We start from the raw sequence: 23,826 nt of genomic DNA, 5'->3' as shown, positions 1-23,826 counted from the left end.
GCCGTTGCGGTGGGGCCCGCCTGCCGTGCCCGCGCCCGTGTCCGTACACGACCCACGTGCCAGGCCCGACCGGCAAGGAGACCAGCCTCAGTGTCCGTCTTCCACAAGCTCATGCGTGCAGGCGAAGGTAAGGTCCTGCGCAAACTGCACCGCATCGCGGACCAGGTCAACTCCATCGAAGAGGATTTCGTCAACCTCTCCGACGCCGAGTTGAGGGCCCTCACCGCCGAGTACAAAGAGCGGTACGCCGACGGTGAGAGCCTGGACGACCTGCTCCCCGAGGCCTTCGCGACCGTCCGTGAGGCGGCCAAGCGCGTCCTCGGCCAGCGTCACTACGACGTCCAGCTGATGGGTGGCGCCGCGCTGCACCTCGGCTATGTCGCCGAGATGAAGACCGGTGAGGGCAAGACCCTCGTCGGCACGCTGCCCGCGTACCTCAACGCGCTGTCCGGCAAGGGCGTCCACCTGATCACGGTGAACGACTACCTGGCCGAGCGCGACTCCGAGATGATGGGCCGGGTCCACAGCTTCCTGGACCTCAAGGTCGGCTGCATCCTGGCGAACATGTCGCCCGCGCAGCGCCGCGAGATGTACGCGTGCGACATCACGTACGGGACGAACAACGAGTTCGGTTTCGACTACCTGCGCGACAACATGGCGTGGTCCCAGGACGAGCTGGTCCAGCGCGGCCACAACTTCGCGATCGTCGACGAGGTCGACTCGATCCTGGTCGACGAGGCCCGTACCCCGCTGATCATCTCCGGCCCCGCCGACCAGGCGACCAAGTGGTACGGCGACTTCGCCAAGCTGGTCACCCGGCTGACCAAGGGCGAGGCCGGCAACCAGCTCAAGGGCATCGAGGAGACCGGCGACTACGAGGTCGACGAGAAGAAGCGCACCGTCGCCATCCACGAGTCGGGTGTCGCCAAGGTCGAGGACTGGCTGGGCATCGACAACCTGTACGAGTCGGTGAACACCCCGCTCGTCGGTTACCTGAACAACGCGATCAAGGCCAAGGAGCTGTTCAAGAACGACAAGGACTATGTCGTCATCGACGGCGAAGTCATGATCGTCGACGAGCACACCGGCCGTATCCTCGCGGGCCGCCGCTACAACGAGGGCATGCACCAGGCGATCGAGGCGAAGGAAGGGGTGGACATCAAGGACGAGAACCAGACCCTCGCCACGATCACCCTCCAGAACTTCTTCCGCCTCTACGGCAAGCTCTCCGGCATGACCGGTACGGCGATGACCGAGGCCGCCGAGTTCCACCAGATCTACAAGCTGGGCGTCGTGCCGATCCCGACGAACCGGCCGATGCAGCGCGCGGACCAGTCCGACCTGATCTACCGCACCGAGGTCGCCAAGTTCGCGGCGGTCGTCGACGACATCGCGGAGAAGCACGAGAAGGGCCAGCCGATCCTGGTCGGCACCACCTCGGTCGAGAAGTCCGAGTACCTGTCGCAGCAGCTCAGCAAGCGTGGCGTCCAGCACGAGGTGCTCAACGCCAAGCAGCACGACCGGGAGGCGACGATCGTCGCCCAGGCCGGCCGCAAGGGCGCTGTCACCGTCGCCACGAACATGGCGGGACGCGGTACGGACATCAAGCTCGGTGGCAACCCCGACGACCTGGCGGAGGCGGAGCTGCGCCAGCGCGGCCTCGACCCCATCGAGCACGTCGAGGAGTGGGCGGCGGCGCTGCCCGCCGCGATGGAGAAGGCCGAGCAGGCCGTCAAGGCGGAGTTCGAAGAGGTCAAGGAGCTCGGCGGGCTCTATGTCCTGGGCACCGAGCGCCACGAGTCGCGCCGCATCGACAACCAGCTGCGCGGCCGTTCCGGACGCCAGGGCGACCCGGGCGAGTCCCGCTTCTACCTGTCGCTCGGTGACGATCTGATGCGCCTGTTCAAGGCCCAGATGGTCGAGCGTGTCATGGCGATGGCCAACGTGCCGGACGATGTCCCGATCGAGAACAAGATGGTCACGCGCGCCATCGCCTCCGCCCAGTCGCAGGTCGAGCAGCAGAACTTCGAGACCCGCAAGAACGTCCTGAAGTACGACGAGGTCCTCAACCGCCAGCGCGAGGTCATCTACGGCGAGCGCCGCCGCGTCCTGGAGGGCGAGGACCTCCAGGAGCAGGTGCGCCACTTCATGGACGACACGATCGACGCGTACATCCAGGCCGAGACCGTCGAGGGCTTCGCCGAGGAGTGGGACCTCGACCGGCTGTGGGGCGCCTTCAAGCAGCTCTACCCGACGAAGGTCACCGTCGAGGAGCTGGAGGACACGGCGGGCGACCGCGCGGGGATCACCGCCGAATTCATCGCGGAGTCCATCAAGGACGACATCTACGCGCAGTACGAGGAGCGGGAGAACCAGCTCGGCTCGGACATCATGCGCGAGCTGGAGCGGCGCGTGGTGCTGTCCGTGCTGGACCGCAAGTGGCGTGAGCACCTCTACGAGATGGACTATCTCCAGGAGGGCATCGGCCTGCGTGCCATGGCGCAGAAGGACCCGCTGGTCGAGTACCAGCGCGAGGGCTTCGACATGTTCAACGCCATGATGGAGGGCATCAAGGAGGAGTCCGTCGGCTACCTGTTCAACCTGGAGGTCCAGGTCGAGCAGCAGGTCGAGGAGGTGCCGGTGCAGGACGCCGCGGAGCGTACGTCGCTGGAGAAGGGCGACGCGGTGCCCGCCGTCACGGCGCGTCCGGAGATCCGCGCGAAGGGGCTCGACGCCCCGCAGCGGCCCGACCGGCTGCACTTCTCCGCTCCCACGGTGGACGGGGAGGGCGGCATCGTCGAGGGCGACTTCCAGAACGCGGACGGGCCGACACGGTCCACGTCGGACGGTATGACGCGCGCCGAGCGCCGGAAGGCCCAGAAGGGCACGACCACCGGGCGTCGCCGCAAGAAGTAGACGCGGCTGGACAGCCGGACAGCGGTACGGGCCGGGGCGCGCGCTTTCACAGCGTGCGCCCCGGCCCGTACGCGTTTCCATCCGTCTCCTTTCGCCTGTGGCCCTCGGCCCGGGGGCCTTCGTTCAGGTGTCGGCGGGGATCCGTTCGCCGCCCAGCTCCACGGCGGCGCAGCGCCAGCGCTGGTCGGCGCTCAGCTCCAGCCGGAAGGCCATGGCGCGCACCTGTTCGCCCGCCGCGATGCTGGCGGCGGCCTCGACCACGCCGGGACGCGGCTGGAAGCCGCGGCAGGTGCGGACGACGGGCCGGGCGCCCCTGGCCCTGAACGGGGTGCCCGGTGCGAGGTGGACGAGCTGTTCGTACGCCTCTCCCACGGTCTGGCCGAGCATCCAGTGCACCGGGCGGTCGCCGCTGAGGACGGCCAGGAGCCGTTCCGCGAAGAGCTGGTGCGGCGGGAGGTACGGGCGCCGCCGCGGGCGTGCGGCGGGGGGCCTGCGCTGGTCCCGGCGGCCGGGCGGCCCGGCCGTGGCGGCGGTCCTGCTGGCCGCGATGGTCCTGGCGGCGGCCCGGTCCTTCGCCGTGGCGGTGGGAGTGGCGGTGGGAGTCGTGGTGGGAGTCGTGGTGGTGGGAGTGGTGGCCGTGACGTTCGTTTGCACGCAGATCGCCCCCGTTCTGCCCGTCCGGTCCGATACCGGTCGGTAACTTGTGTTGGGGGATCTTTTACGGGCCCTTGGGGGACCGCCGCAAGACGGGTGCGCGGACGGTGCGCGGAACGCCGGAATCACCTATCCGAGTGAAGAAGGGGCGGTACGAGGCCCGACGTCGGGGCCGGGCGCGGTTCGGGGTGGACGCCGGGGGCTGCGATGAGCGTCACCCCGAAGAGGGACTCCCGCACGTATCCTTGGGTGCTCTCCTCCTACGAAAGCGGCCATCCCATGCGCGTCTACGTCCCCCTGACCCTTCCCGGTCTCGCAGAGGCGCACAAGACGGGGGAAGTGGGCCCCGGACCGCTGATCGCGTACGCGGTGACCCCCGGGCTGCGCGAGTGGTACGTCTCCGACGACATCGAGGAGCTGGAGTACGCGGCGCTCAACCGCGCGGCGGCCGCCTCGCTGCGGCTGCTCGCCGCCGATCCGGGCGCCGGACGGCGCAGGGTCGTCGTCGCGGCCGACGTACCGGACCGGGAAGCGGTGGCCGACCCGGACCGCGGGCCGGACTCGGCCGGGCTCGGTGAGGTGCGTATCGCCTCGGCGATCACGCTGGCCGAAGCCGCCGCCGTGCACGTCGACTCCGACGAGGCCGAGGGTGACGTGTCGGCCGCGGCGGACGCGCTGGGGGCCGCGGACCACGGGGACGACGACGCCCAGTTCACGGTCGACGGCGCCGAGGACCACGAGCTGCTCTGGTACGGGATCCAGGAGATCCCGAACCTGATCTGAGCCCGTTGTCGGACCCGGCCGGTACGGTTTCGGGCATGGGGAAGCACACCACGCATCTGGTCTGGGACTGGAACGGGACCATCCTCGATGACATCCAGGCGGTCATCGGGGCGACCAACGCCGCCTTCGCGGACATCGGCCTGGAGCCCATCACGCTGGACCGCTACCGCGAGCTGTACCGCGTGCCGATCCCGCGGTTCTACGAGCGGCTGATGGGCCGTCTGCCGAGCGACGACGAGTGGGCCGTCATGGACGCGGCCTTCCACCGGCACTACACCGAGCGACGGGTCGGCTGCGGGCTGACGGCGGGCGTCGAGGAGCTGCTCACGCAGTGGGCGCTGGACGGCGGGAGCCAGTCGCTGCTGAGCATGTACGCCCACGAGGAGCTGGTGCCCGTGGTGCGGACGTTCGGGATCGAGCGCCACTTCGTCCGGATCGACGGGCGTACGGGCCCCTCCGGCGGCAGCAAGGCGCTCCATCTGGAGCGCCATCTGACCGAGCTGGCGGCGGCGGGCGGAATAGCCCCCGGCCGTACGGTGGTGATCGGCGACGCGGTCGACGACGCGGTGGCGGCGGCGCATGTCGGCGCGCGGGCGGTGCTCTACACCGGCGGCTCGAACAGCAGGGCCAGTCTGGAGGCGGTCGGCGTCCCGGTGGTCGACAGCCTCGCGGAAGCGGTCGCGACGGCGCGGGAGCTGACCTCCTGACCCGGCCCGGGGGCCCGATCCGACCCGACCCGGGCAGGCGGGCCGGGCGGGCGGGACGCGGCCCGAGCCCCGCCCACTCCCGCCCCGCCCGCGCCCGCCCGGACGCGGCGTCAGCCCGCCGCGCGCAGCACCTTCAGGAACTCGCGCATCCAGGCCGAGTGGTCGGGCCAGGCGCGGGCGGAGACCAGGGCGCCGTCGACCACCACCTCCGTGTCCTCGAAGGCCGCGCCCGCCGTCTGCATATCGATCTCCAGGGCCGGATAGGCCGTGACCCTGCGCCCGGCCAGCCCGCCGATCGCGGCCGTCAGCAGGGGGCCGTGACAGATCTGGGCCACCGGCTTGTCGGCGTCGAAGAAGGATTTGAGGATCTTGCGCAGCTCCGGGTCGCCGCGCAGATATTCGGGGGCGCGCCCGCCGGGGATCACCACGGCGGCGTACTGCCCCGGCTCGACCTCGGAGAACGCCAGGTCGGCGGGGAAGGTGTAACCGGGCTTCTCGGTGTAGGTGTCGAAGCCCGGCTCGAAGTCATGGACCACGAACCGGAGCGTCTTGCGGGAGGGAGCCGCGATATGGACCTCGTACCCCTCCTCGCGCAGGCGTTGGTACGGATAGAGGACTTCGAGGGATTCGGCGGCGTCGCCGGTGACGATCAGGATCTTGGCTGTCATGGCTTCTCCGGGAGATATCGGCCGGCCGGGGTGGGCCGGAAGCAGGAGCGGTGCCGGATACGGCTGTGTGACTTCTTGATGACGTCTGGCTTTCGAGGGCGGCGTGGACCGGGGCGAGCGGAACGCGCCGGTCTGTCCGCTTCGGCCAGTCTGCCGCCGTATGGCCGCCGCTGTACGGGCCCGTGGAGGTCTCACACGTACGTGTCACTGTCCGGAGCGTCCAAAGTGTCCAACTCGCGGCCGCGTTCCACGCCGAACCGGCTCGTGACGGTCCTCCGCCGGGGAGAGATAGCCTGGTGCTCGTGATCAGCGCGATACGCCGTGGGGGCAGCGAAGCCCCCGGCCTGCGCCCGGAGCGCCTCCGCGACCGGGCGGTCGATGATCCCTTCACGCCGGGCCGGCCGAACCTGGTCGATAAGGCCCCGGACATCTCTCATGGCGGCATAACGTCGAGTCAGACCGGAAACCCCCGCGTCGTGGCGTTGTGTCGCTTCCTTCACCTACGTCACGCAACGGCGCGCGACAGGAGCCAGAGGACATGCAGACCAAGCTGGACGAAGCCAAGGCCGAGTTGCTCGCACAGGCGGCCCGATCCGCTGAGAATGACGGTCCGGGCGGCCCCGGCCGGGACGCGTTGCTGGCGTACCTCCAGCGCTACTACCTGCACACCGCCCCCGAGGATCTGACGGGCCGCGATCCCGTCGATGTCGTCGGGGCCGCGCTCTCGCACTACCGGCTCGCGGGGAACCGCCCCCAGGGCACGGCCAACGTGCGGGTCCACACGCCGACGGTCGAGGAGAACGGGTGGACGTGCAGCCACTCCGTGGTCGAGGTCGTCACGGACGACATGCCCTTCCTCGTCGACTCCGTCACCAACGAGCTGTCCCGGCAGAACCGCGGGATCCATGTGGTGATCCACCCGCAGATCGTGGTGCGCCGTGATGTCACCGGCAAGCTGATCGAGGTGCTTCCCGAGGGCGCCGCCTCGGCGGAGCGCCCGCACGACGCGGTCACCGAATCGTGGATCCACGTCGAGACCGACCGCGAGACCGACCGCTCCGACCTCCAGCAGATGGCCTCCGACCTGCTGCGCGTCCTGTCCGACGTCCGGGAGACCGTCGAGGACTGGGAGAAGATGCGCGGCGCCGCGCTGCGGATCGCCGAGGAGCTGCCCGGCGAGCCGACCGCGGACGATCTGCGTGACCAGGAGGTCGAGGAGGCCCGTGAGCTGCTGCGCTGGCTCGCCGCCGACCACTTCACCTTCCTCGGCTACCGCGAGTATCAGCTGACGGACGGCGACGCCCTGACCGCCGTGCCCGGCACCGGGCTCGGTGTGCTGCGCTCCGACCCGCTCCACGGCCAGGGCGACGACCACCCGGTCAGCCCCTCCTTCAGCCGGCTGCCCGCCGACGCGCGCGCCAAGGCCCGTGAGCACAAGCTGCTCGTCCTCACCAAGGCCAACAGCCGGGCCACCGTCCACCGGCCCAGCTATCTCGACTACGTCGGGGTGAAGAAGTTCGACGCCAAGGGCAACGTCATCGGGGAGCGGCGCTTCCTGGGCCTCTTCTCCTCGGCCGCGTACACCGAGTCCGTCCGGCGTGTCCCGGTGATCCGGCGGAAGGTCGCCGAGGTCCTGAAGGTCGCGGGCTTCCTGCCCGACAGCCATGACGGCCGCGATCTGCTCCAGATCCTGGAGACCTACCCGCGCGACGAGCTGTTCCAGACGCCCGTGGACGAGCTGTGCGCGATCGCCACCAGCGTGCTCTACCTCCAGGAGCGCCGGCGGCTGCGGCTCTACCTCCGGCAGGACGAGTACGGGCGCTACTACTCGGCCCTGGTCTATCTGCCGCGCGACCGCTACACCACCGGGGTGCGGCTGCGGCTCATCGACATCCTCAAGGAGGAGCTGGGCGGGACCAGCGTCGACTTCACCGCCTGGAACACAGAATCGATTCTCTCCCGGCTGCACTTCGTCGTCCGGGTCCCCCGGGGTACCGCGCTGGTCAAGCTCACCGACGCCGACACCGACCGGATCGAGGCCCGGCTCGTCGAGGCGGCCCGCTCCTGGGCCGACGCCTTCGGCGAGGCGCTGAACTCGGAGTGCGGCGAGGAGCGCGCGGCCGAGCTGCTGCGGCGGTACGGATCGGCCTTCCCCGAGGGCTACAAGGCCGACCACACCCCGCGCGCGGCAGTGGCCGACCTGGCCCATCTGGAGGCGCTGAGCACCTCCGAGGCCGACTTCTCGCTCTCCCTGTACGAGCCGGTCGGCGCGGGCCCCGGCGAGCGCCGCTTCAAGATCTACCGATCCGGCGAGCAGGTCTCCCTGTCCGCCGTGCTCCCGGTGCTCCAGCGGCTCGGGGTCGAGGTCGTCGACGAGCGCCCGTACGAGCTGCGCTGCGCCGACCGTACCCACGCCTGGATCTACGACTTCGGGCTGCGGCTGCCCCCGACCGGATCCGGCGGCGACTACCTGACCGAGGACGACCGCGAGCGCTTCCAGAACGCCTTCGCCGCCGTCTGGACCGGGGCCGCGGAGAACGACGGCTTCAACTCGCTCGTCCTGCGGGCCGGTCTCGACTGGCGGCAGGCGATGGTGCTGCGCGCGTACGCCAAGTACCTGCGCCAGTCCGGCGCGACCTTCAGCCAGGACTACATGGAGGACACCCTCCGGGACAACGTCCACACCACCCGGCTGCTGATCTCCCTCTTCGAGGCCCGGATGTCGCCGGAGCGCCAGCGCGCCGGCACGGAGCTGACGGAGGCCATGCTGGAGGAGCTGGACGGCGCCCTCGACCAGGTCGCGAGCCTGGACGAGGACCGGATCCTGCGGTCCTTCCTCACACTCATCAAGGCCACGCTGCGGACCAACTTCTTCCAGCGTGCCAAGAGCGGCACGCCGCACTCCTACCTGTCGATGAAGTTCGACCCGCAGGCCATCCCCGACCTGCCCGCGCCCCGTCCCGCGTACGAGATCTGGGTGTACTCCCCGCGTGTCGAGGGCGTCCATCTGCGCTTCGGCAAGGTCGCCCGCGGTGGTCTGCGCTGGTCGGACCGGCGCGAGGACTTCCGTACGGAGATCCTCGGCCTGGTCAAGGCGCAGATGGTCAAGAACACCGTGATCGTGCCGGTCGGCGCCAAGGGCGGCTTCGTCGCCAAGCAGCTGCCCGACCCGGCCGCGGACCGGGACGCCTGGCTCGCCGAGGGCATCGCCTCGTACAAGATCTTCATCTCGGCGCTGCTCGACATCACCGACAACATGGTCGCGGGCGAGGTCGTGCCCCCGGCCGATGTGGTCCGCCACGACGGGGACGACACCTATCTCGTCGTCGCCGCCGACAAGGGCACCGCGAGCTTCTCCGACATCGCCAACGACGTCGCGGTCGCGTACGACTTCTGGCTCGGGGACGCCTTCGCCTCCGGCGGCAGCGCGGGCTACGACCACAAGGGCATGGGCATCACGGCGCGTGGCGCCTGGGAGTCCGTGAAGCGGCACTTCCGCGAGTACGGCCACGACACCCAGACCGAGGACTTCACGGTCGTCGGCGTCGGCGACATGTCCGGTGACGTCTTCGGCAACGGGATGCTGCTCTCCGAGCACATCCGGCTGGTCGCGGCCTTCGACCACCGGCACATCTTCCTCGATCCGCACCCGGACGCGGCCACCTCGTACGCCGAGCGCCGCAGGCTGTTCGAGCTGCCGCGCTCCTCCTGGGCCGACTACGACAAGACGCTGCTGTCCCAGGGCGGCGGCATCCATCCCCGTACCGCCAAGTCGATCCCCGTCAACGCGCATGTCCGCGAGGCCCTCGGCATCGAGCCGGGCGTCACCAAGCTGACCCCCGCCGAGCTGATGAAGGCGATCCTCCAGTCGCCGGTGGACCTGCTGTGGAACGGCGGCATCGGTACGTACGTGAAGGCGTCCACCGAGTCCAACGCCGATGTCGGCGACAAGGCCAACGACGCGATCCGGGTCAACGGCGAGGATCTGCGGGCCAAGGTCGTCGGCGAGGGCGGCAACCTGGGGCTGACCCAGCTCGGCCGGATCGAGTTCGCCCGGCGCGGGGCGGGCGGCGAGGGCGGCAAGGTCAACACCGACGCCATCGACAACAGCGCGGGCGTGGACACCTCCGACCACGAGGTGAACATCAAGATCCTGCTCAACGCGCTGGTCACCGAGGGCGACATGACCGTCAAGCAGCGCAACAAGCTGCTCGCGGAGATGACCGACGAGGTCGGCGCGCTCGTCCTGCGCAACAACTACGCGCAGAACACCGCGCTCGGCAACGCCCAGGCCCAGGCGCCGTCGCTGCTCCACGCGCACCAGCGGTTCATGCGCCGGCTGGTGCGGGACGGGCATCTCGACCGGGCACTGGAGTTCCTGCCGGCCGACCGGCAGGTCCGCGAGCTGCTCAACTCCGGCAAGGGGCTGTCCCAGCCCGAGCTGGCCGTGCTGCTCGCCTACACGAAGATCACGGCGGCGGACGAGCTGATCCACACGGAGCTGCCGGACGACCCGTATCTGCGCAAGCTGCTGCACGCGTACTTCCCGCAGCAGTTGCGCGAGCGGTTCGCCGAGCAGATCGACGCGCACGCGCTGCGCCGCGAGATCATCACGACGGTGCTGGTCAACGACACCGTCAACGCCGGTGGCTCGACCTTCCTGCACCGGCTGCGCGAGGAGACGGGGGCCTCGATCGAGGAGATCGTCCGGGCGCAGACGGCGGCCCGGGAGATCTTCGGGCTGAACGCGGTCTGGGACGCGGTCGAGGCGCTGGACAACCAGGTCGACGCCGCCGTCCAGACCCGCATCCGGCTGCACTCGCGCCGACTGGTCGAGCGCGGGACGCGCTGGCTGCTGGGCAACCGGCCGCAGCCGCTGGAGATCGCCGGGACCATCGAGTTCTTCGCGGCGCGCGTGGAGCGGGTCTGGGCGCAGCTCTCCACGATGCTGCGCGGTACGGAGCTGGAGTGGTACCAGGGGATCCTGGACGAGCTGACCGCCGCGGGCGTTCCGGAGGAGCTGGCGGTGCGGGTGGCCGGGTTCTCCTCGGCCTTCCCGACGCTCGACATCGTGGCCATCGCGGACCGTACGGACCAGGATCCGCTGGACGTCGCCGAGGTGTACTACGACCTCGGTGACCGGCTGAAGATCACTCAGCTGATGGACCGGATCATCGATCTGCCGAGGGCGGACCGCTGGCAGTCCATGGCCCGCGCCTCCATCCGCGAGGACCTGTACGCGGCACACGCGGCCCTCACGGCGGATGTGCTGGCGGTGGGTGACGGCAGCTCGACACCGGAGGAGCGCTTCGCGGCCTGGGAGCTGAAGAACGCGGCGATCATCGGGCGCTCGCGCACCACGCTGGACGAGATCCGGAGCTCGGACGCGTTCGATCTGGCGAACCTGTCGGTGGCGATGCGGACGATGCGGACGCTGCTGCGTACACACAGCTGACGGCTTGCGCAGCCTTGTACGGGCCGCACGGTACGGGCTTGTACGGCCGCCGGTACGACGAGGGGCGCCCCGCTCAGCACGAGCGGGGCGCCCCTTCGCGTACCGGTACGCGCGTACCGGCCGGTGCTACTTCTTCCGGTTCGTGAACTCGTCGTACGCCGCGACGACCTCCTCCGCCGGGCCGTCCATCCGCAGCGTCCCCGACTCCAGCCAGAGCGCCCGGTCGCAGGTTTCGAGGATGGACTGATTGCTGTGGCTGACCAGGAAGACCGTGCCCGCCTCCTCGCGCAGCTCGGCGATGCGCTGCTGGCTGCGCCGCTGGAAGCGGGCGTCGCCGGTGGACAGCGCCTCGTCGATCAGCAGGACGTCATGGCTCTTGGCGGCGGCGATGGAGAAGCGCAGCCGGGCGCCCATGCCCGAGGAGTAGGTGCGCATGGGCAGCGAGATGAAGTCGCCCTTCTCGTTGATCCCGGAGAAGTCGACGATGTCGTCGTAGCGGTCCTTGACCTGTTCGCGTGACATGCCCATCGCCAGCCCGCCGAGGATGACATTGCGTTCGCCGGTGAGATCGCCCATCAGCGCGGCGTTCACGCCCAGGAGCGAGGGCTGGCCCTGGGTGAAGATCCGGCCCCGGGTCGGCGGCAGCAGCCCCGCGACGGCCTTGAGCAGGGTCGACTTGCCGGACCCGTTGGAGCCGATGAGGCCGATGGCCTCGCCCTTGTACGCGGCGAAGCTGACGCCCTTGACGGCGTGCACCTCGCGTACGCCGGGCGCGGGCTTCCGCGAGACGATCCGGCTGAGGGCGGCGGTGGCGCTGCCCCGGCCGCCCTTGGTGCCGTGCACCTGATAGGTGATGTGGACGCCGTCGACGACGACGGTGGGGGTGGGCTCGGGGGTGTTGTCCGGGGTTCCGGTGGGGGTTTCCCGGGTTTCGGGGGCGGTTTCCCGGGTTCCGGTGGTGTTCTCCGGGGTCCCCGGGGCGGTTTCCTCAGCCACGTCCGTACTCCTCCTCGGCCTTCCAGAAGAACAGGAATCCGCCGACGCTCGCGAGCACGGCCCAGCCGAGCGCGACGGCCCAGACGTGCGCGGGGAGCTGGGCGGCGGTGAAGCTGTCGACGAGCGCGAAGCGCATCAGATCGATGTAGACGGCGGCCGGATTGCACTCCAGGGCCACCGTGACGACGCGCGGCAGATGGTCGCCGCTGGTCACCCTGTCGACACTCCACATCACACCGGACACGTACATCCAGGTGCGCAGGAGGAACGGCATCAGCTGCGAGATGTCCGGGGTCCTGGCGGCGAGCCGCGCCACCGCGAGCGAGACCCCGGTGTTGAACAGCGACTGGAGCAGCAGGGCGGGCACCGCGAGCAGCCAGACGGGCCGCGGGTACTGGCCCAGGCAGACCAGGATCACCACGAGCGCGCCCATCGAGAACAGCAGCTGCTGGAGCTGCTGGAGGGCGAGCCCGATCGGCAGGGCGGCGCGCGGGAAGTGCAGCGCCCGGACGAGTCCGAGGTTGCCGGAGATGGCGCGGGTGCCCGCCATGATCGAGTTCGCGGTGAAGGTCCAGATGAAGACGCCCGTGACCAGGAACGGGATGAAGTCGGAGACCCCGCGCTTGGTGTTCAGCAGCACGCCGAAGATGAAGTAGTAGACCGTCGCGTTGAGCAGCGGGGTCATGATCTGCCAGATCTGGCCGAGCTTCGCCTGGCTGTACTGGGCGGTCAGCCGTGCGGTGGCGAACGCGGTGATGAAGTGCCGGCGCGACCAGAGCTGTCCGGTGTAGACGGACAGGGTCGGGCGGGCGCCGCTCACGGACAGGCCGTGCCGCAGGGCGAGGGCGCTGAGATCGGTCTCGGCCGGGTGCTCCGGGACCGGTGTGGTGGTCGGTGCGATCGTCTGGCTCACAGGTGTCGCTTTCGACGGGTGTGATGGGCGCTGATGCGGGACGGGACTGAACGCGGGTACGGGAGGTGCGGGAGGGACATGCGGTACGGCGGGGTACGCGACCCCTGACGCCGGAACGATCCCGTACCGTCGTAACGCCAAAGGTAGATCCAGTTACGTCGCAACGCAACCGTCCCGTCGTGACGTCGATGGCGTTATGCTCGCGGTGATGACTACGGAACCCGGCCCCCCGACGGCCCCCCGCACCCCCCGCCGCGTCCCGGCGGGCGCCGCTGTACTGCGGGAGGATGTGACCGACGCCATCCGCGCGGCCGTCTTCGAGGAACTGGCCGCGGTCGGGTTCGCGCGGATGTCCATCGAGGGCATCGCGCGCCGGGCCGGGGTCGGCAAGACCGCCGTCTACCGCCGCTGGAAGTCCAAGCTGGAGCTGGTCCTCGACCTGCTCTCGGCCTTCGCCGCGCAGGGGCTGCCGGCCCCGTCGACCGGTTCGCTGTACGGGGACGTGCGCGCCCTGCTCGAAGTCGCCTCCCACGCGCTGCGCCACCCGGTCGCCTCGCAGGTCATCCCGGATCTGCTGGTGGAGGCGGCCAGACAGCCCGAGATCTCCGACGCGATCAGGTCGGCGCTGCTCGACGGTCAGCGGGGCATCGCCGCGGTGATCGTCCGGGAGGCGGTGGAACGCGGCGAGCTGCCCGAGGGGGCGGACGCGGACCGGGCCCTGGACCTGATCGTGGGGCCGCTCTACTGGCGGCTGGTGGTCGTGCGCAGCCCGCTGCCCCGGGGGTATCTGGACGATCTGGCGGCCTCGGCGGTCGCCGCGCTGGGCAGGTAGGGGCGGGCCGGTCGGGCCCGGCCCACCCGTACCAGCGCTTGCGCGCGCCTATTCCGGGGCTATTTGACGGCTCCGGCCATCACTCCGGAGACGAACTGCCGCTGGAACGCGAAGAACACGACCAGCGGGATCACCATCGAGACGAACGCGCCCGGCGCCAGTACGTCGATGTTGTTGCCGAACTGCCGTACCTGCTGCTGGAGCGCGACCGTGATCGGCGGGTTCTTGGAGTCCGCGAAGATCAGCGCGACCAGCATGTCGTTCCAGACCCAGAGGAACTGGAAGATGCCGAGCGAGGCGATGGCCGGACCGCCGAGCGGCAGGACGACCCGGGTGAACAGCCGTATCTCGCCCGCCCCGTCGAGCCGGGCGGCCTCCAGCAGCTCGCGCGGGATCTCCGCGAAGAAGTTGCGCAGCAGGAAGACCGCGAACGGCAGGCCGAACGCGACATGGAAGAGGATCACCCCGAAAGTCGTCTCGAAAATACCGATCGCGCCGAAGAGCTTCGCCACCGGAACCAGCGCCACCTGCACCGGAACCACCAACAGCCCCACGACCACCAGGAACCACCAGTCCCGGCCGGGGAAGTCCAGCCAGGCGAAGGCGTACGCGGCCAGCGAGCCGAACGCCACGACCAGGACCGTCGACGGGACGGTGATCATGATCGTGGAGAACAGCGAGTGGGTGATCGTGTCGTTCTCCAGCAGCCGCGCGTAGTTGTCGGTGGTCAGCTGGGCGGGCGCGGTGAACACTTGCCACCAGCCGCTCGCGCTGATGTCCGCCGGGTCGCGCAGCGACGAGATCAGCAGGCCGATCGTCGGCATCAGCCAGAACAGGCCGACCAGGATCAGGAAGATCCGTACCGCGCCACCGCCCGCCCGCGCCGCGATCCGGGCGCCGAGGGACTCCTTCGCCACGGCCGTGGCGTTCCGGGCGGTCATCGGCGGGTCTCCCTTCGCGTCCTGCGCACGTTGATCAGCATCATGGGGATCACGAGCAGGAGCAGCAGTACGGCGATGGCGCTGCCCACCCCGAGATCCGCGTCGGTGCCGAACGACGAGCGGTACAGCTGGAGCGCCAGTACGTTCGCGTCGGCCTGAGAGGAGCCGGGCGGAATGATGAGGACCAGGTCGAAGATCTTCAGCACATTGATCATCAGCGTGACCATGACGACCGCGAGGACCGGCGCCAGCAGCGGCACGGTGATCCGCCGGAAGACCTGCCACTCCCCGGCGCCGTCCACCCGCGCCGCCTCCAGCAGCTCGCGGGGCACGCTCGCCAGACCCGCGGCGATCAGCACCATCGCGAACCCGGCCCACATCCACAGATAGCTGCCGATGATCGCCGGGGTGACCAGGGCCGGGCCGAGCCACTCCACCCCGTTGTACGGCTCCCGGAAGTTGGACTCCGGGAGCCGGAGCAGGGCGCCGTCGGCGGCCGCGGGCAGGCTGAACGTACCGTTCGCGGAGGCGGTGGCGGAGGCGACGACCTCGCCGTCCCTGACCGCCTCCACCACGAGCCCCCCGAGGCCGCGTTCGCCCGGGTCGATGGCGTTGGGTCTCCCGCCGCCGCCCGGGGTGAAGTCCAGCCAGGCCGTCCCGGTGACCCGGTCCCCGTCCGGCCGCGCGGCCTCGGCGGGGAGCGCGTCGGCGGGCATCTTCGCCGGGGCGACACCGACCAGGGGCAGCGGCACCTGCGTACCGGCGCGCACCGGCCGCTCGGTGACGAAGCCGCCGTCGCCGTCCGGCTCCAGCGGATGGACGGGCAGTGGATGCGCCTTCGGGTAGCCCGCCGACTCGCTGAACGTGTCGTGCACCCCGACCGCGACCGCGTTGGCGATGCCGCGGCTCGGATCCTGCTCGTACACCAGCCGGAAGATGATGCCCGCGGCGAGCATCGAGATCGCCATGGGCATGAAGACGATCAGCTTGAACGCCGTTCCCCAGCGCACCCGTTCGGTGAGGACGGCGAAGATCAGACCCAGCGCGGTGGCGACGGTCGGCGCGACGGCCAGCCAGATCGCGTTGTTCTTGACGGCGGTCAGGATGGTGTCGTCGGTGAAGAGTTCGATGTAGTTGTCCAGCCCGGCGAAGTGGTCGCCGGACTTGTCGAAGAAGGAACGGTAGACCGAGAACCCGATGGGGTAGACCACGAGCGCGCCCAGCAGCACCAGCGCGGGCAGCAGGAATCCGGCCGCGATGGTTTTACGGGTGGCTGTCACGCTCCGACGTGTGGCCGGCGCGCTCCGGCGTGCGTTCGGCGCGCTGTGACGTGTGTCCGGCGCGCTTGTGCGCGTGTCCGGTACGGGAGGCACGGCGCCTCCCCTGTCCGCCGCACTCATCCCATCAGCTCTTGTACGCCTTGGCCGCGCCCTCTTCGAGCTGCCGCTGGACACCGGCGATGTCCTTCGGGTTCTTCAGGAAGTCCTGGAGGGCCTTCCACTCGCCCTTGCCGGGCGTGCCGCCGAACGACTGCGGCATCTGGTCCGACATGTCGAAGCGGAAGTCGTCGCCCGCCGCGATCAGCGCCTCGGCGATGTCGCGCTGGATGTCGTCCGGATACGCGGCCACGTCCAGGGACTTGTTCGGCGAGACGAAACCACCGGACGCCGCCCAGATTCGCGCGGCGTCCGCCGAGGCCAGGAAGGTCAGCAGGGCCTGCGCGCCCTTGGTGTCCTTGAGCGCCACGGCCGCGTCGCCGCCCGTCACTACCGGGGAGTCGGCGCCGACCGCCGGGAACGGGAAGACCTTCGCGTCCGTACCGATCTTCGCGTCGGTCTCCCCGATGTTGACGGCGACGAAGTCCCCCTCGAAGACCATCGCGCCCTTGGGCTGGTCGCCGCCGGTGAAGGTCTGGGTGACGGACGCCGGGAACTCCGTCTGGAGCGCGCCGTCCGTGCCGCCCGCGATCAGCTCCGGCCTGCCGAAGAGCTGGCCGAGCGTGGCCAGCGCGTCCGTCACGGACGCGTCGGTCCACTTGATCTCGTGCCGGGCCAGCTGGTCGTACTTCTCCGGGCCCGCCTGGGAGAGATAGATGTTCTCGAACCAGTCGGTGAGGGTCCAGCCGTCCGCGCCGCCGACCGAGACCGGGGTGACACCCGAGGCCGAGATCGTCTCGGCCGTCGCCAGGAAGTCCTTCCAGGTGGCCGGGGCGGAGGCGCCCGCGTTCTCGAACGCGGCGTTATTGTACCAGATCAGCGACTTGTTGGCGGCCTTGAAGTACACGCCGTACTGCGTGCCGTCGACCGCGCCGAGCTCCCGCCAGCCCTTGCCGTAGTTCTTCTCCAACTGGGCCGTGGCCTCCGGGCCGACCGGCTTGGCCCACTTCTTCTCGACCGCCTGCTGGACCGCGCCGACCTGCGGGAGCATCGCCACGTCCGGGGGAGCGCCGCCCGCGATCTTCGTACCGAGGAAGTTGACGATGGGGTCCTGCGCGGGCACGAAGGTGACCGTCGCGCCGGTGCGCTTCTCGAACTCGGTCAGCACCTTGGTGAAGTTCTTCTGCTCGGCGCCGGTCCAGACGGCCGCGACCTGGATGTTCTCCCCGTCGAGCTTCGGCAGTACGACCGTGGCGCCGGGGGCCGCGCCCGTCGGATCCTTGGCCTTGGGGTCGTCCTCGGAGCCGCCGCCGCAGCCGGTGAGGGCCAGCGCGCCGACGGTGAGCAGAGCCACGGCGGCCCGGCGCCCGCCCCGGCCGGTGCTTATCCGTGTGCCCGGTTGGCCGGTGTGTGCCTGGCTGGTGGCTGTTTGGCCGGTTCGTGCCTGGCCGGTGTCCGTTGTGCCAGTGCTCGTTGTGCCGGTGCCGAGACTCCTGTGTCCCGTGCGAGTGGTGCGCATCACTGCCCCGTCTCTCCTGTTGTGCATACGTATCAGCGTGTACGGAACCGGCAGCGCGGCCATCTGCCGGGGGCCGCGCTGCACTTGTCCGTGCGCACAGTCCTACGCCGGGTGGCCGAGGGCCGCAATACCGGTCAGGGGGCCGACTCGCTGATCGTGATGGGCTCGTGACGTGTGGTCATCCGCCCTGGGAGTGGGCCGGGGTCAGTGGGGCGACCGGGACGGCGTCGACGGAACGGGCCGCCCGTTCCAGCGCGCTGGCGAGCAGGGCCAGGTCCGTCGGACCGTTCCCCAGCTCCCTGACCGGGCGGCGGGCGGGCGGGTCGCCCATCCGCTCCCACTCCAGGACGGCCACGGTGGGCCGCAGCGTCGCCGTACGCGGAATGCGGCCGGTGACCCTGCCGCCCTGGAACAGGGTGACCCGGCCGTCCGGATGGCCCAGCCTGCCCCGGCCGGGGGCCGGTTCGCCGGGGGCGGGCGCCGGCGGCGGCGCGTCCAGCACGACCCGCAGCCGCGCGCCGTGCGCCAGCTCCGTGTCGACCGTACGGTCGGGGCGGGCCGAGGCGGCCACCAGGTGGACGCCGAGCCGCTCGCCGTCCCGCGCCACCGCCTCCAGCGCGCGCACGACGGAACCGGCGGCGGGACGGCCCGGGCTCCCGAGCGCGGGCGCGATCAGCGCGTCGAAGTCGTCCACGAGCACGACGAGCCGGGGCAGCGGGGGCGGTGGCGCGCCCTGCTCCCGGCCCTGGACCTGGCCCTGCTCCCGGCCCTGGCCGGTGGCCGAGGCGCTGGGCCGGATCCGGAGGCTGCCGCTGGCCTGCGACTCCACATCGCCGCGCTGGTCGGAGCGGTGCGTGTCCGTGCGGTGGGTGTCGGAGCGGTGGGTGTCGCCGCGCTGTGTGTCGCCGCGCTGTGTGTCCGCGCGGTGTTCTGTACGGAACGGGTCGGGGCGCGGCTCGCCGCGTCGGGCCGCCCGCTGTTCCGCGCCGTTCGGCGCGCGCTGCCCGATCATCCGGTCCGCCACCTCCTGACGGCTGTGCCACTCGCTGAAGTGCAGCCGCCCCAGCAACTCGGCGCGCCGCTTCAGCTCCCCGCCCAGCGCCTGGGCGAACTGGCGCATCCGCACCGGGTCGGAGGCGACCAGATGCTCGGTGGCGTGCGGCAGCTCCGTACAGACGGAGAGCCCCTCGCCCCGCTCGCCGCCCGCGCCGTCGACCAGCAGCAGCCCCAGCCGGTCGGGGCGGGCGGCGGCGGCCAGCGAGGCGGCGATGGAGCGGAGCAGTTCCGTACGGCCGCTGCCGGCCGGGCCCTCGATCAGCAGATGCGGGCCCTCCTCCAGCAGATCGACGCTCACCGGACCGCGCGGGCCCGCGCCGAGCACCGCCGTACAGTCGCCCGTACGGTCCGCGGCCGACGCCCAACGGGCCATCAGGGAGGCCGGGGTGGCCCTGGCCAGCCCCAGCTCGTCCAGCAGCCGGGACGAGCGCGGCAGCGCGGCGGCGGGCCGTCCGCGGTCGCTGCCCACCGCCTCGCGCAGCGGCGCCAGCGCCCGGCCGAAGCGCTCGGCCCAGGCGGGGGAGACGGCGTCCACGACGGCCAGCGAGCCCTGCCCGGCGGGCTGCCCCACCGCCGTACGCGACAGGCGCAGCGAGGTCGCCACATCGCCGCTCAGCAGGGCGACCGCCCCGCACTCGCGGAAGGGGAGCGAGGCCGCGCACGCCGTCTCGTACGTCGCGGCGACCGGGGAGTCCGGCGCGGCGGACGGCGTCTCGGCGAGACAGACCAGATGGATACCGGCGGCGGCCCCGCCCGCGGCCAGCCGCGCCGTCGTCTCGCGCAGCGCCGCGGAGCCCGCGTCGCCGTCGACGATCACCAGGGTGTACGGGCCGTCGTGGCGGGCCGCCGCCTCCGCGACCGTCCACGGATCGGCCGATGCCCAGCCCGCGCCGAGCGGTCCCTCGGCCAGCCGGCGGGCCAGCTCGGCGGTCCTGGCCTCGGCCTGCTCGCGGTCGTACGCCAGCAGCAGCCGGCAGTCCTGGCCGTGGGCCGGGCGGGTGTGGGGGAGCCAGCCCAGCCAGCCCCACTCCCGCTTGCGCTGCCCCAGGCTCCTCGACCGGTCCGCGCTGATCAGCACGATCTCCAGATCGGTGGGGGAGTGCAGCGCGGCGAGCTGCGACACCGTCCAGCGGGCCAGCCCCGTCAGTCGCTCGCGCGGGCCCGCGAGCCCCAGCGAACCGGCCTCGCGCAGCCCGACCGTCACCGGCACGAGGGGCAGCGGCCCCGTCCCGTCGGCCGCCGGGCGGTCCGCCGTGCCCAGCCGGACGGCGAGTGCCTCGGCGTGGCCGCCGCCACGCTCCCACAGCCGGGGGCCGGGACCGAGCGCGGTCAACAGCACCGTCGCCGGATCGGGCCAGCTCTCCGCGCGGGGCGCGCGGCCGGGGGCCCCGGCGGGGCTCAGGGGGCCGGGGACGGCCTCCGGGAACTCCTCGGCGCGGCCGCCCGCCAGCCGCCGCGCCCAAGCGCCTATCCCGCCCCGGCAGCGGGCCGCGGCGTCGGACGGCTCGGTGCCCCGGGGCGCCGTCTCCTGGCGCCGCGACTTCGTGGTCCTGCTGTGCTCACCGGCCGCGTCGCGGTCGCCCGCGCCGCCGTCCGCCGCCGCCCTGCTGTGCGTCCGGTGCGGACCCCCGCTCTCGTCGGGGGCCCCGGCAGCCGGGGGGCGCGCGCCCCCGTAGTGCGTGTCCGTGTCGCTGCGGGGGGCATCGTCGCTGTAGTGGGTGTCCGAGCTGCGCGGGTCGGGGACCCGGGGGGCGCCGGGCGGGGAGCCGTACTGGGTGGAGCCGAACCGCGGGCTGCCGAACTGCGGCCCGGGGATCCGGCCCGACGGCCCCGTCCGGTACGCCTGGACGGTGCGGCCGTCGCCGCCCCGGGGCTCGCCCGAGGGGGCGCCGCCGTACTGCGGGCCCGCCGGGGCGCCCGCGCCGTAACCCCCCGCGCCGTACGCGCCGGTCGGGCGGGCGCCGCCCTGGGGGGCGCGGGGCTGTCCCGGGGCGGCGCCCTCCGCGCCCGTACCACCGCTGTCCGCGCCGGTCTCCGGGCCGTACGCCGACGGGCCCGCGTCCGGGGACGGCTCGGCGGGAGCGGCCGGGCGGGCGACGCGCAGATGGCCCTCGCCGTCCGGCGCGGTCTCCAGCGCGGCCGTACGCGCCCCGGAGGCGAGCCGGAGCGCGGACTCGCCGAGCCGCAGCAGCGCGCCGGGGGCCAGCCTGACCGGGCGCTCGCCGACCCGGACGCCCTCCAGGATCGTCCCGTTCGTCGAGCGGAGGTCGGCGACCGTGACGCCGCCGTCCTCCGCGACCGTCACCGCGCAGTGCAGCCGGGACACGTCCGGGTCGTCCAGCGGGACATCGGCGTCGCCGGAGCGGCCGATCCTGATCTGCCCGCCGTGCAGCAGGTGCACCCCGCCCGCGTCGGGGCCCGCGACCACATGGAGCTGGGCGGGAGCGTCCTCCGTGGGGATGTCGTCCTCCCCGGGGAACTGGAGGGAGAGCACCGCTCCGTCGATCAGCGGCGGCTCCCCGAGGGCGCAGCGCTGCGCGTCGAGGCGCTCCCGGCCCGCGTACAGGACGACGGTGCCGGAGGCGTCCGGTCCCGCGGCCGCGGTGGCGAGGCCGGAGGCGACGGCGACCAGCGCCGTCCCTGCCGGGGCGGTGACGAGCACGTCACACGAACGCCCGGCGGCATGGCCGCCGCGCGGCGCGAGGACGGTCAGCCGGATCTGCATCGCCGTCAGCGGTCCCTTCTGCGCGGGGTGCCCGGCAGGGGAGAAACCCTGTGATTCCCCCCCACCACGCACGGACGCGTCGTCCGGTACAGGTCGGCACGGACGGTGTGATTCCCCACTCCGCACAGTCACGTGCTGGGGGCATCCTCGCACCTGCCGCTGACAACACGCCCGGCGACCGGCGACAAGTGATCTTGAATGGTCGGGGGTTGGCGCAAAAGTGCCTGCTTGGGTACCGGTTCGCTACGGCTTGGGATCGTGTGTGATGTTCGGCGGCGGCGCGGCCCGGCAACCATCCGTACGATGCCAGCGTCTCTGTTTCGAACGCGACCACGACGCGACCACGACGGGACCACGACGGGAACCGGGCGGGAACCGGGCGGGAGCGCGGAGGGATCGGGTGGACGGCGGAAGATGACCGACCGGTGACCCGACCGGTCGGTCTAAAGTGGGTCGGAAACCCGGCCGCGACCGGGACCGCCGGGTGGTACCGGGACCACGACGGACCAGTGAAGACCACGATCAGCAGGGAGCGCATGACGTGCGGCCCGTAGGCAGCAAATACCTGCTCGATGAGCCCATCGGACGCGGCGCCACCGGCACCGTCTGGCGGGCGCGTCAGAGAGAGGCCGCGGGCGCCGAGGCGGCCGTGACCGGCCAGCCCGGCGAGACCGTCGCGATCAAGGTCCTCAAGGAGGAGCTGGCGAACGACGCGGATGTCGTGATGCGCTTCCTGCGCGAGCGCTCCGTACTGCTGCGCCTCACACACCCCAACATCGTGCGCACCCGCGACCTGGTCGTCGAGGGCGATCTCCTCGCCCTCGTCATGGACCTGGTCGAAGGCCCCGACCTGCACCGCCATCTGCGGGAGAACGGCCCCTTCACCCCGGTCGCCGCGGCTCTGCTGACCGCCCAGATCGCGGACGCGCTCGCCGCGAGCCACGCCGACGGCGTCGTCCACCGCGACCTCAAGCCCGCCAACGTCCTGCTGCGGACCATCGGCGACCAACTGCACCCGATGCTCACCGACTTCGGCATCGCGCGCCTCGCCGACTCCCCGGGCCTGACCAGGACCCACGAGTTCGTCGGCACCCCCGCCTACGTCGCGCCCGAGTCCGCCGAGGGTCGCCCGCAGACCTCCGCCGTCGACATCTACGGCGCGGGCATCCTGCTGTACGAGCTGGTCACGGGCCGCCCCCCGTTCGCCGGTTCGACGGCGCTGGAGGTGCTCCACCGCCATCTCAGCGAGGAGCCCCGGCGCCCCGCCGACGTGCCCGAGCCGTTGTGGACGGTCATCGAGCGCTGCCTGCGCAAGGAACCCGACCAGCGCCCCAGCGCCCAGAACCTGGCCCGCGCCCTGCGGACCGTCGCCGCCGGTGTCGGCGCCCACGCCACGCCCGCCCAGGCCGACGCCGCCCTCGGCGTCGCCGCCCTCCTCGTACCGGACCCGGCGCCCGCGCCGGTGCCCACGGACGGGCAGGCGGGCGCCGACGCGGCCATGACCCAGGTCCTGCCGACCAACGCGGCCTCGTACGACCCCGGCGCGGCGACCAGCGTCCTGCCGTCGGCCGGCCCCGGACACCCCCCGGGCGCCCCCGGAGCCCCCGGCGCCGATCCGACCGCGATGATGCCGCCCGTACCGCAGGATCCCGAGGGCCCGCACCCCTGGCAGGGGCAGCTCCAGGCCGCCCGCGACCGCAACGAGCAGACCCAGGTCCAGTACCTCGACCCGGGCCAGGACCCGCTGCGCCGCCGCCCGCAGCGCCAGCAGCCGCCGCCGGTGGCGCCGTACCCCCGGCAGGGACCGCCACAGGGGCAGCCGCAGGGGCCGCCGCGCCAGCAGTACCCACCCCAGCGGCAACAGCAACAGCAGCCGCCCCAGCAGCAGCCCCAGCCTCAGCAGCGTTACGCGCCTCCGCCGCCCCAGCAGCAGTACGCGCCCCCGCCGCCCGCACAGCAACAGCAGCCCCAGCGGCCCGCCCCCCGGCAGGCCGCGCCGCCGCGCGAGCCCCGCGAACCCCGGCAGCGCAGCGCCAACCCGATGAGGATCCCCGGCCTCGGCTGTCTCAAGGGCTGCCTCTTCACCCTCGTGCTGATGGTGGTGGCGGGCTGGCTCATCTGGGAGTTCACCCCGCTCCAGAGCTGGATCGCCGAGGGCAAGAGCTACTGGCAGGCGATCGGTGACGGGATCTCGACGGTGTCGGGCTGGTTCTCGGAACTGAGCGGTTCCGGTTCGGGTTCGGGCTCGGGTTCGGGCTCGGGTCCCGGTTAAGGGCGGTAGCGCC

Annotated in this window: 14 protein-coding genes; 6 read left to right on the top strand and 8 right to left on the bottom strand. The window is 71.8% G+C overall.

Annotated elements, in window-relative coordinates:
• Positions 1 to 90 precede the first annotated feature (90 nt).
• Complete coding sequence (gene secA / locus ACIP8W_RS27645) at positions 91 to 2,916, top strand: preprotein translocase subunit SecA (protein WP_401952189.1); 2,826 nt, start codon at positions 91 to 93, stop codon at positions 2,914 to 2,916.
• A gap of 123 nt (positions 2,917 to 3,039) precedes the next feature.
• Here secA and ACIP8W_RS27640 read toward each other — a convergent pair whose 3' ends face one another.
• The gene (locus tag ACIP8W_RS27640; protein ID WP_401952813.1) at positions 3,040 to 3,465 is read right to left on the bottom strand and encodes an Rv3235 family protein; all 426 of its coding nucleotides are present in this window, start codon (positions 3,463 to 3,465) and stop codon (positions 3,040 to 3,042) included.
• 384 nt (positions 3,466 to 3,849) lie between these two features.
• Here ACIP8W_RS27640 and ACIP8W_RS27635 point away from each other — a divergent pair, with 384 nt between their 5' ends.
• Positions 3,850 to 4,353 (top strand): DUF6912 family protein, encoded by a 504-nt coding sequence (locus ACIP8W_RS27635; RefSeq protein ID WP_401952192.1) that lies wholly within the window; start codon positions 3,850 to 3,852, stop codon positions 4,351 to 4,353.
• 35 nt (positions 4,354 to 4,388) lie between these two features.
• Positions 4,389 to 5,060 (top strand): HAD family hydrolase, encoded by a 672-nt coding sequence (locus ACIP8W_RS27630; protein ID WP_402150183.1) that lies wholly within the window; start codon positions 4,389 to 4,391, stop codon positions 5,058 to 5,060.
• Positions 5,061 to 5,170: 110 nt separating this feature from the next.
• Here the strand turns inward: ACIP8W_RS27630 and ACIP8W_RS27625 are convergent, their stop codons facing one another.
• Positions 5,171 to 5,728, bottom strand: coding sequence for a DJ-1/PfpI family protein (locus ACIP8W_RS27625; protein ID WP_401952198.1), 558 nt, complete (start codon positions 5,726 to 5,728; stop codon positions 5,171 to 5,173).
• 538 nt (positions 5,729 to 6,266) lie between these two features.
• Here ACIP8W_RS27625 and ACIP8W_RS27620 point away from each other — a divergent pair.
• Positions 6,267 to 11,183: an NAD-glutamate dehydrogenase gene (locus ACIP8W_RS27620; protein ID WP_402150181.1), complete on the top strand. Its 4,917-nt coding sequence runs from the start codon at positions 6,267 to 6,269 to the stop codon at positions 11,181 to 11,183.
• Between the two features lie 126 nt (positions 11,184 to 11,309).
• Here ACIP8W_RS27620 and ACIP8W_RS27615 read toward each other — a convergent pair whose 3' ends face one another.
• Both ACIP8W_RS27615 and ACIP8W_RS27610 read right to left on the bottom strand, forming a co-directional pair.
• Entirely contained in the window at positions 11,310 to 12,038 is a 729-nt protein-coding gene (locus ACIP8W_RS27615) for an ABC transporter ATP-binding protein (protein WP_401952816.1), read from the bottom strand.
• A gap of 133 nt (positions 12,039 to 12,171) precedes the next feature.
• Positions 12,172 to 13,092, bottom strand: a complete 921-nt coding sequence (locus tag ACIP8W_RS27610) for an ABC transporter permease (RefSeq protein WP_401952203.1) — start codon at positions 13,090 to 13,092, stop codon at positions 12,172 to 12,174.
• A gap of 196 nt (positions 13,093 to 13,288) precedes the next feature.
• On the opposite strand from ACIP8W_RS27610, the gene ACIP8W_RS27605 reads away from it, so the two are divergent.
• Positions 13,289 to 13,924 (top strand): TetR/AcrR family transcriptional regulator, encoded by a 636-nt coding sequence (locus tag ACIP8W_RS27605; RefSeq protein WP_401952205.1) that lies wholly within the window; start codon positions 13,289 to 13,291, stop codon positions 13,922 to 13,924.
• Positions 13,925 to 13,983: 59 nt separating this feature from the next.
• Here the strand turns inward: ACIP8W_RS27605 and ACIP8W_RS27600 are convergent, their stop codons facing one another.
• From ACIP8W_RS27600 to ACIP8W_RS27585, 4 genes are all read right to left on the bottom strand, one after another.
• Positions 13,984 to 14,865 (bottom strand): carbohydrate ABC transporter permease, encoded by an 882-nt coding sequence (locus ACIP8W_RS27600; RefSeq protein ID WP_401952208.1) that lies wholly within the window; start codon positions 14,863 to 14,865, stop codon positions 13,984 to 13,986.
• Positions 14,862 to 16,265 carry a carbohydrate ABC transporter permease gene (locus ACIP8W_RS27595; RefSeq protein ID WP_401952211.1) on the bottom strand — a complete coding sequence of 468 codons (1,404 nt, stop codon included), beginning with the start codon at positions 16,263 to 16,265 and terminating at the stop codon, positions 14,862 to 14,864. The genes ACIP8W_RS27600 and ACIP8W_RS27595 overlap by 4 nt, the downstream gene beginning before the upstream one ends.
• 4 nt (positions 16,266 to 16,269) lie before the next feature.
• On the bottom strand, positions 16,270 to 17,595 hold the full coding sequence (locus ACIP8W_RS27590; RefSeq protein WP_401952214.1) for an ABC transporter substrate-binding protein: 1,326 nt from the start codon (positions 17,593 to 17,595) through the stop codon (positions 16,270 to 16,272).
• A 343-nt stretch (positions 17,596 to 17,938) separates the two neighbouring features.
• On the bottom strand, positions 17,939 to 21,541 hold the full coding sequence (locus tag ACIP8W_RS27585; protein WP_402205039.1) for an FtsK/SpoIIIE domain-containing protein: 3,603 nt from the start codon (positions 21,539 to 21,541) through the stop codon (positions 17,939 to 17,941).
• 541 nt (positions 21,542 to 22,082) lie between these two features.
• On the opposite strand from ACIP8W_RS27585, the gene ACIP8W_RS27580 reads away from it, so the two are divergent.
• Positions 22,083 to 23,813 (top strand): serine/threonine-protein kinase, encoded by a 1,731-nt coding sequence (locus ACIP8W_RS27580; RefSeq protein ID WP_402205037.1) that lies wholly within the window; start codon positions 22,083 to 22,085, stop codon positions 23,811 to 23,813.
• Positions 23,814 to 23,826 lie beyond the last annotated feature (13 nt).

It is taken from the genome of Streptomyces sp. NPDC088554, from assembly GCF_044752945.1.
GTDB lineage: Bacteria > Actinomycetota > Actinomycetes > Streptomycetales > Streptomycetaceae > Streptomyces.
This window is presented reverse-complemented; position numbering and strand designations above follow the sequence as displayed.

What these genes read in the sequence shown, in the direction of transcription:
- ACIP8W_RS27635 (WP_401952192.1), top strand. Translation starts at nt 3,850, where the DNA reads ATGCGCGTCTACGTCCCCCTGACCCTTCCCGGTCTCGCAGAGGCGCAC.
- ACIP8W_RS27630 (WP_402150183.1), top strand. Translation starts at nt 4,389, where the DNA reads ATGGGGAAGCACACCACGCATCTGGTCTGGGACTGGAACGGGACCATC.
- ACIP8W_RS27625 (WP_401952198.1), bottom strand. Translation starts at nt 5,728, where the DNA reads ATGACAGCCAAGATCCTGATCGTCACCGGCGACGCCGCCGAATCCCTC.
- ACIP8W_RS27620 (WP_402150181.1), top strand. Translation starts at nt 6,267, where the DNA reads ATGCAGACCAAGCTGGACGAAGCCAAGGCCGAGTTGCTCGCACAGGCG.
- ACIP8W_RS27605 (WP_401952205.1), top strand. Translation starts at nt 13,289, where the DNA reads ATGCTCGCGGTGATGACTACGGAACCCGGCCCCCCGACGGCCCCCCGC.
- ACIP8W_RS27600 (WP_401952208.1), bottom strand. Translation starts at nt 14,865, where the DNA reads ATGACCGCCCGGAACGCCACGGCCGTGGCGAAGGAGTCCCTCGGCGCC.
- ACIP8W_RS27595 (WP_401952211.1), bottom strand. Translation starts at nt 16,265, where the DNA reads ATGAGTGCGGCGGACAGGGGAGGCGCCGTGCCTCCCGTACCGGACACG.
- ACIP8W_RS27585 (WP_402205039.1), bottom strand. Translation starts at nt 21,541, where the DNA reads ATGCAGATCCGGCTGACCGTCCTCGCGCCGCGCGGCGGCCATGCCGCC.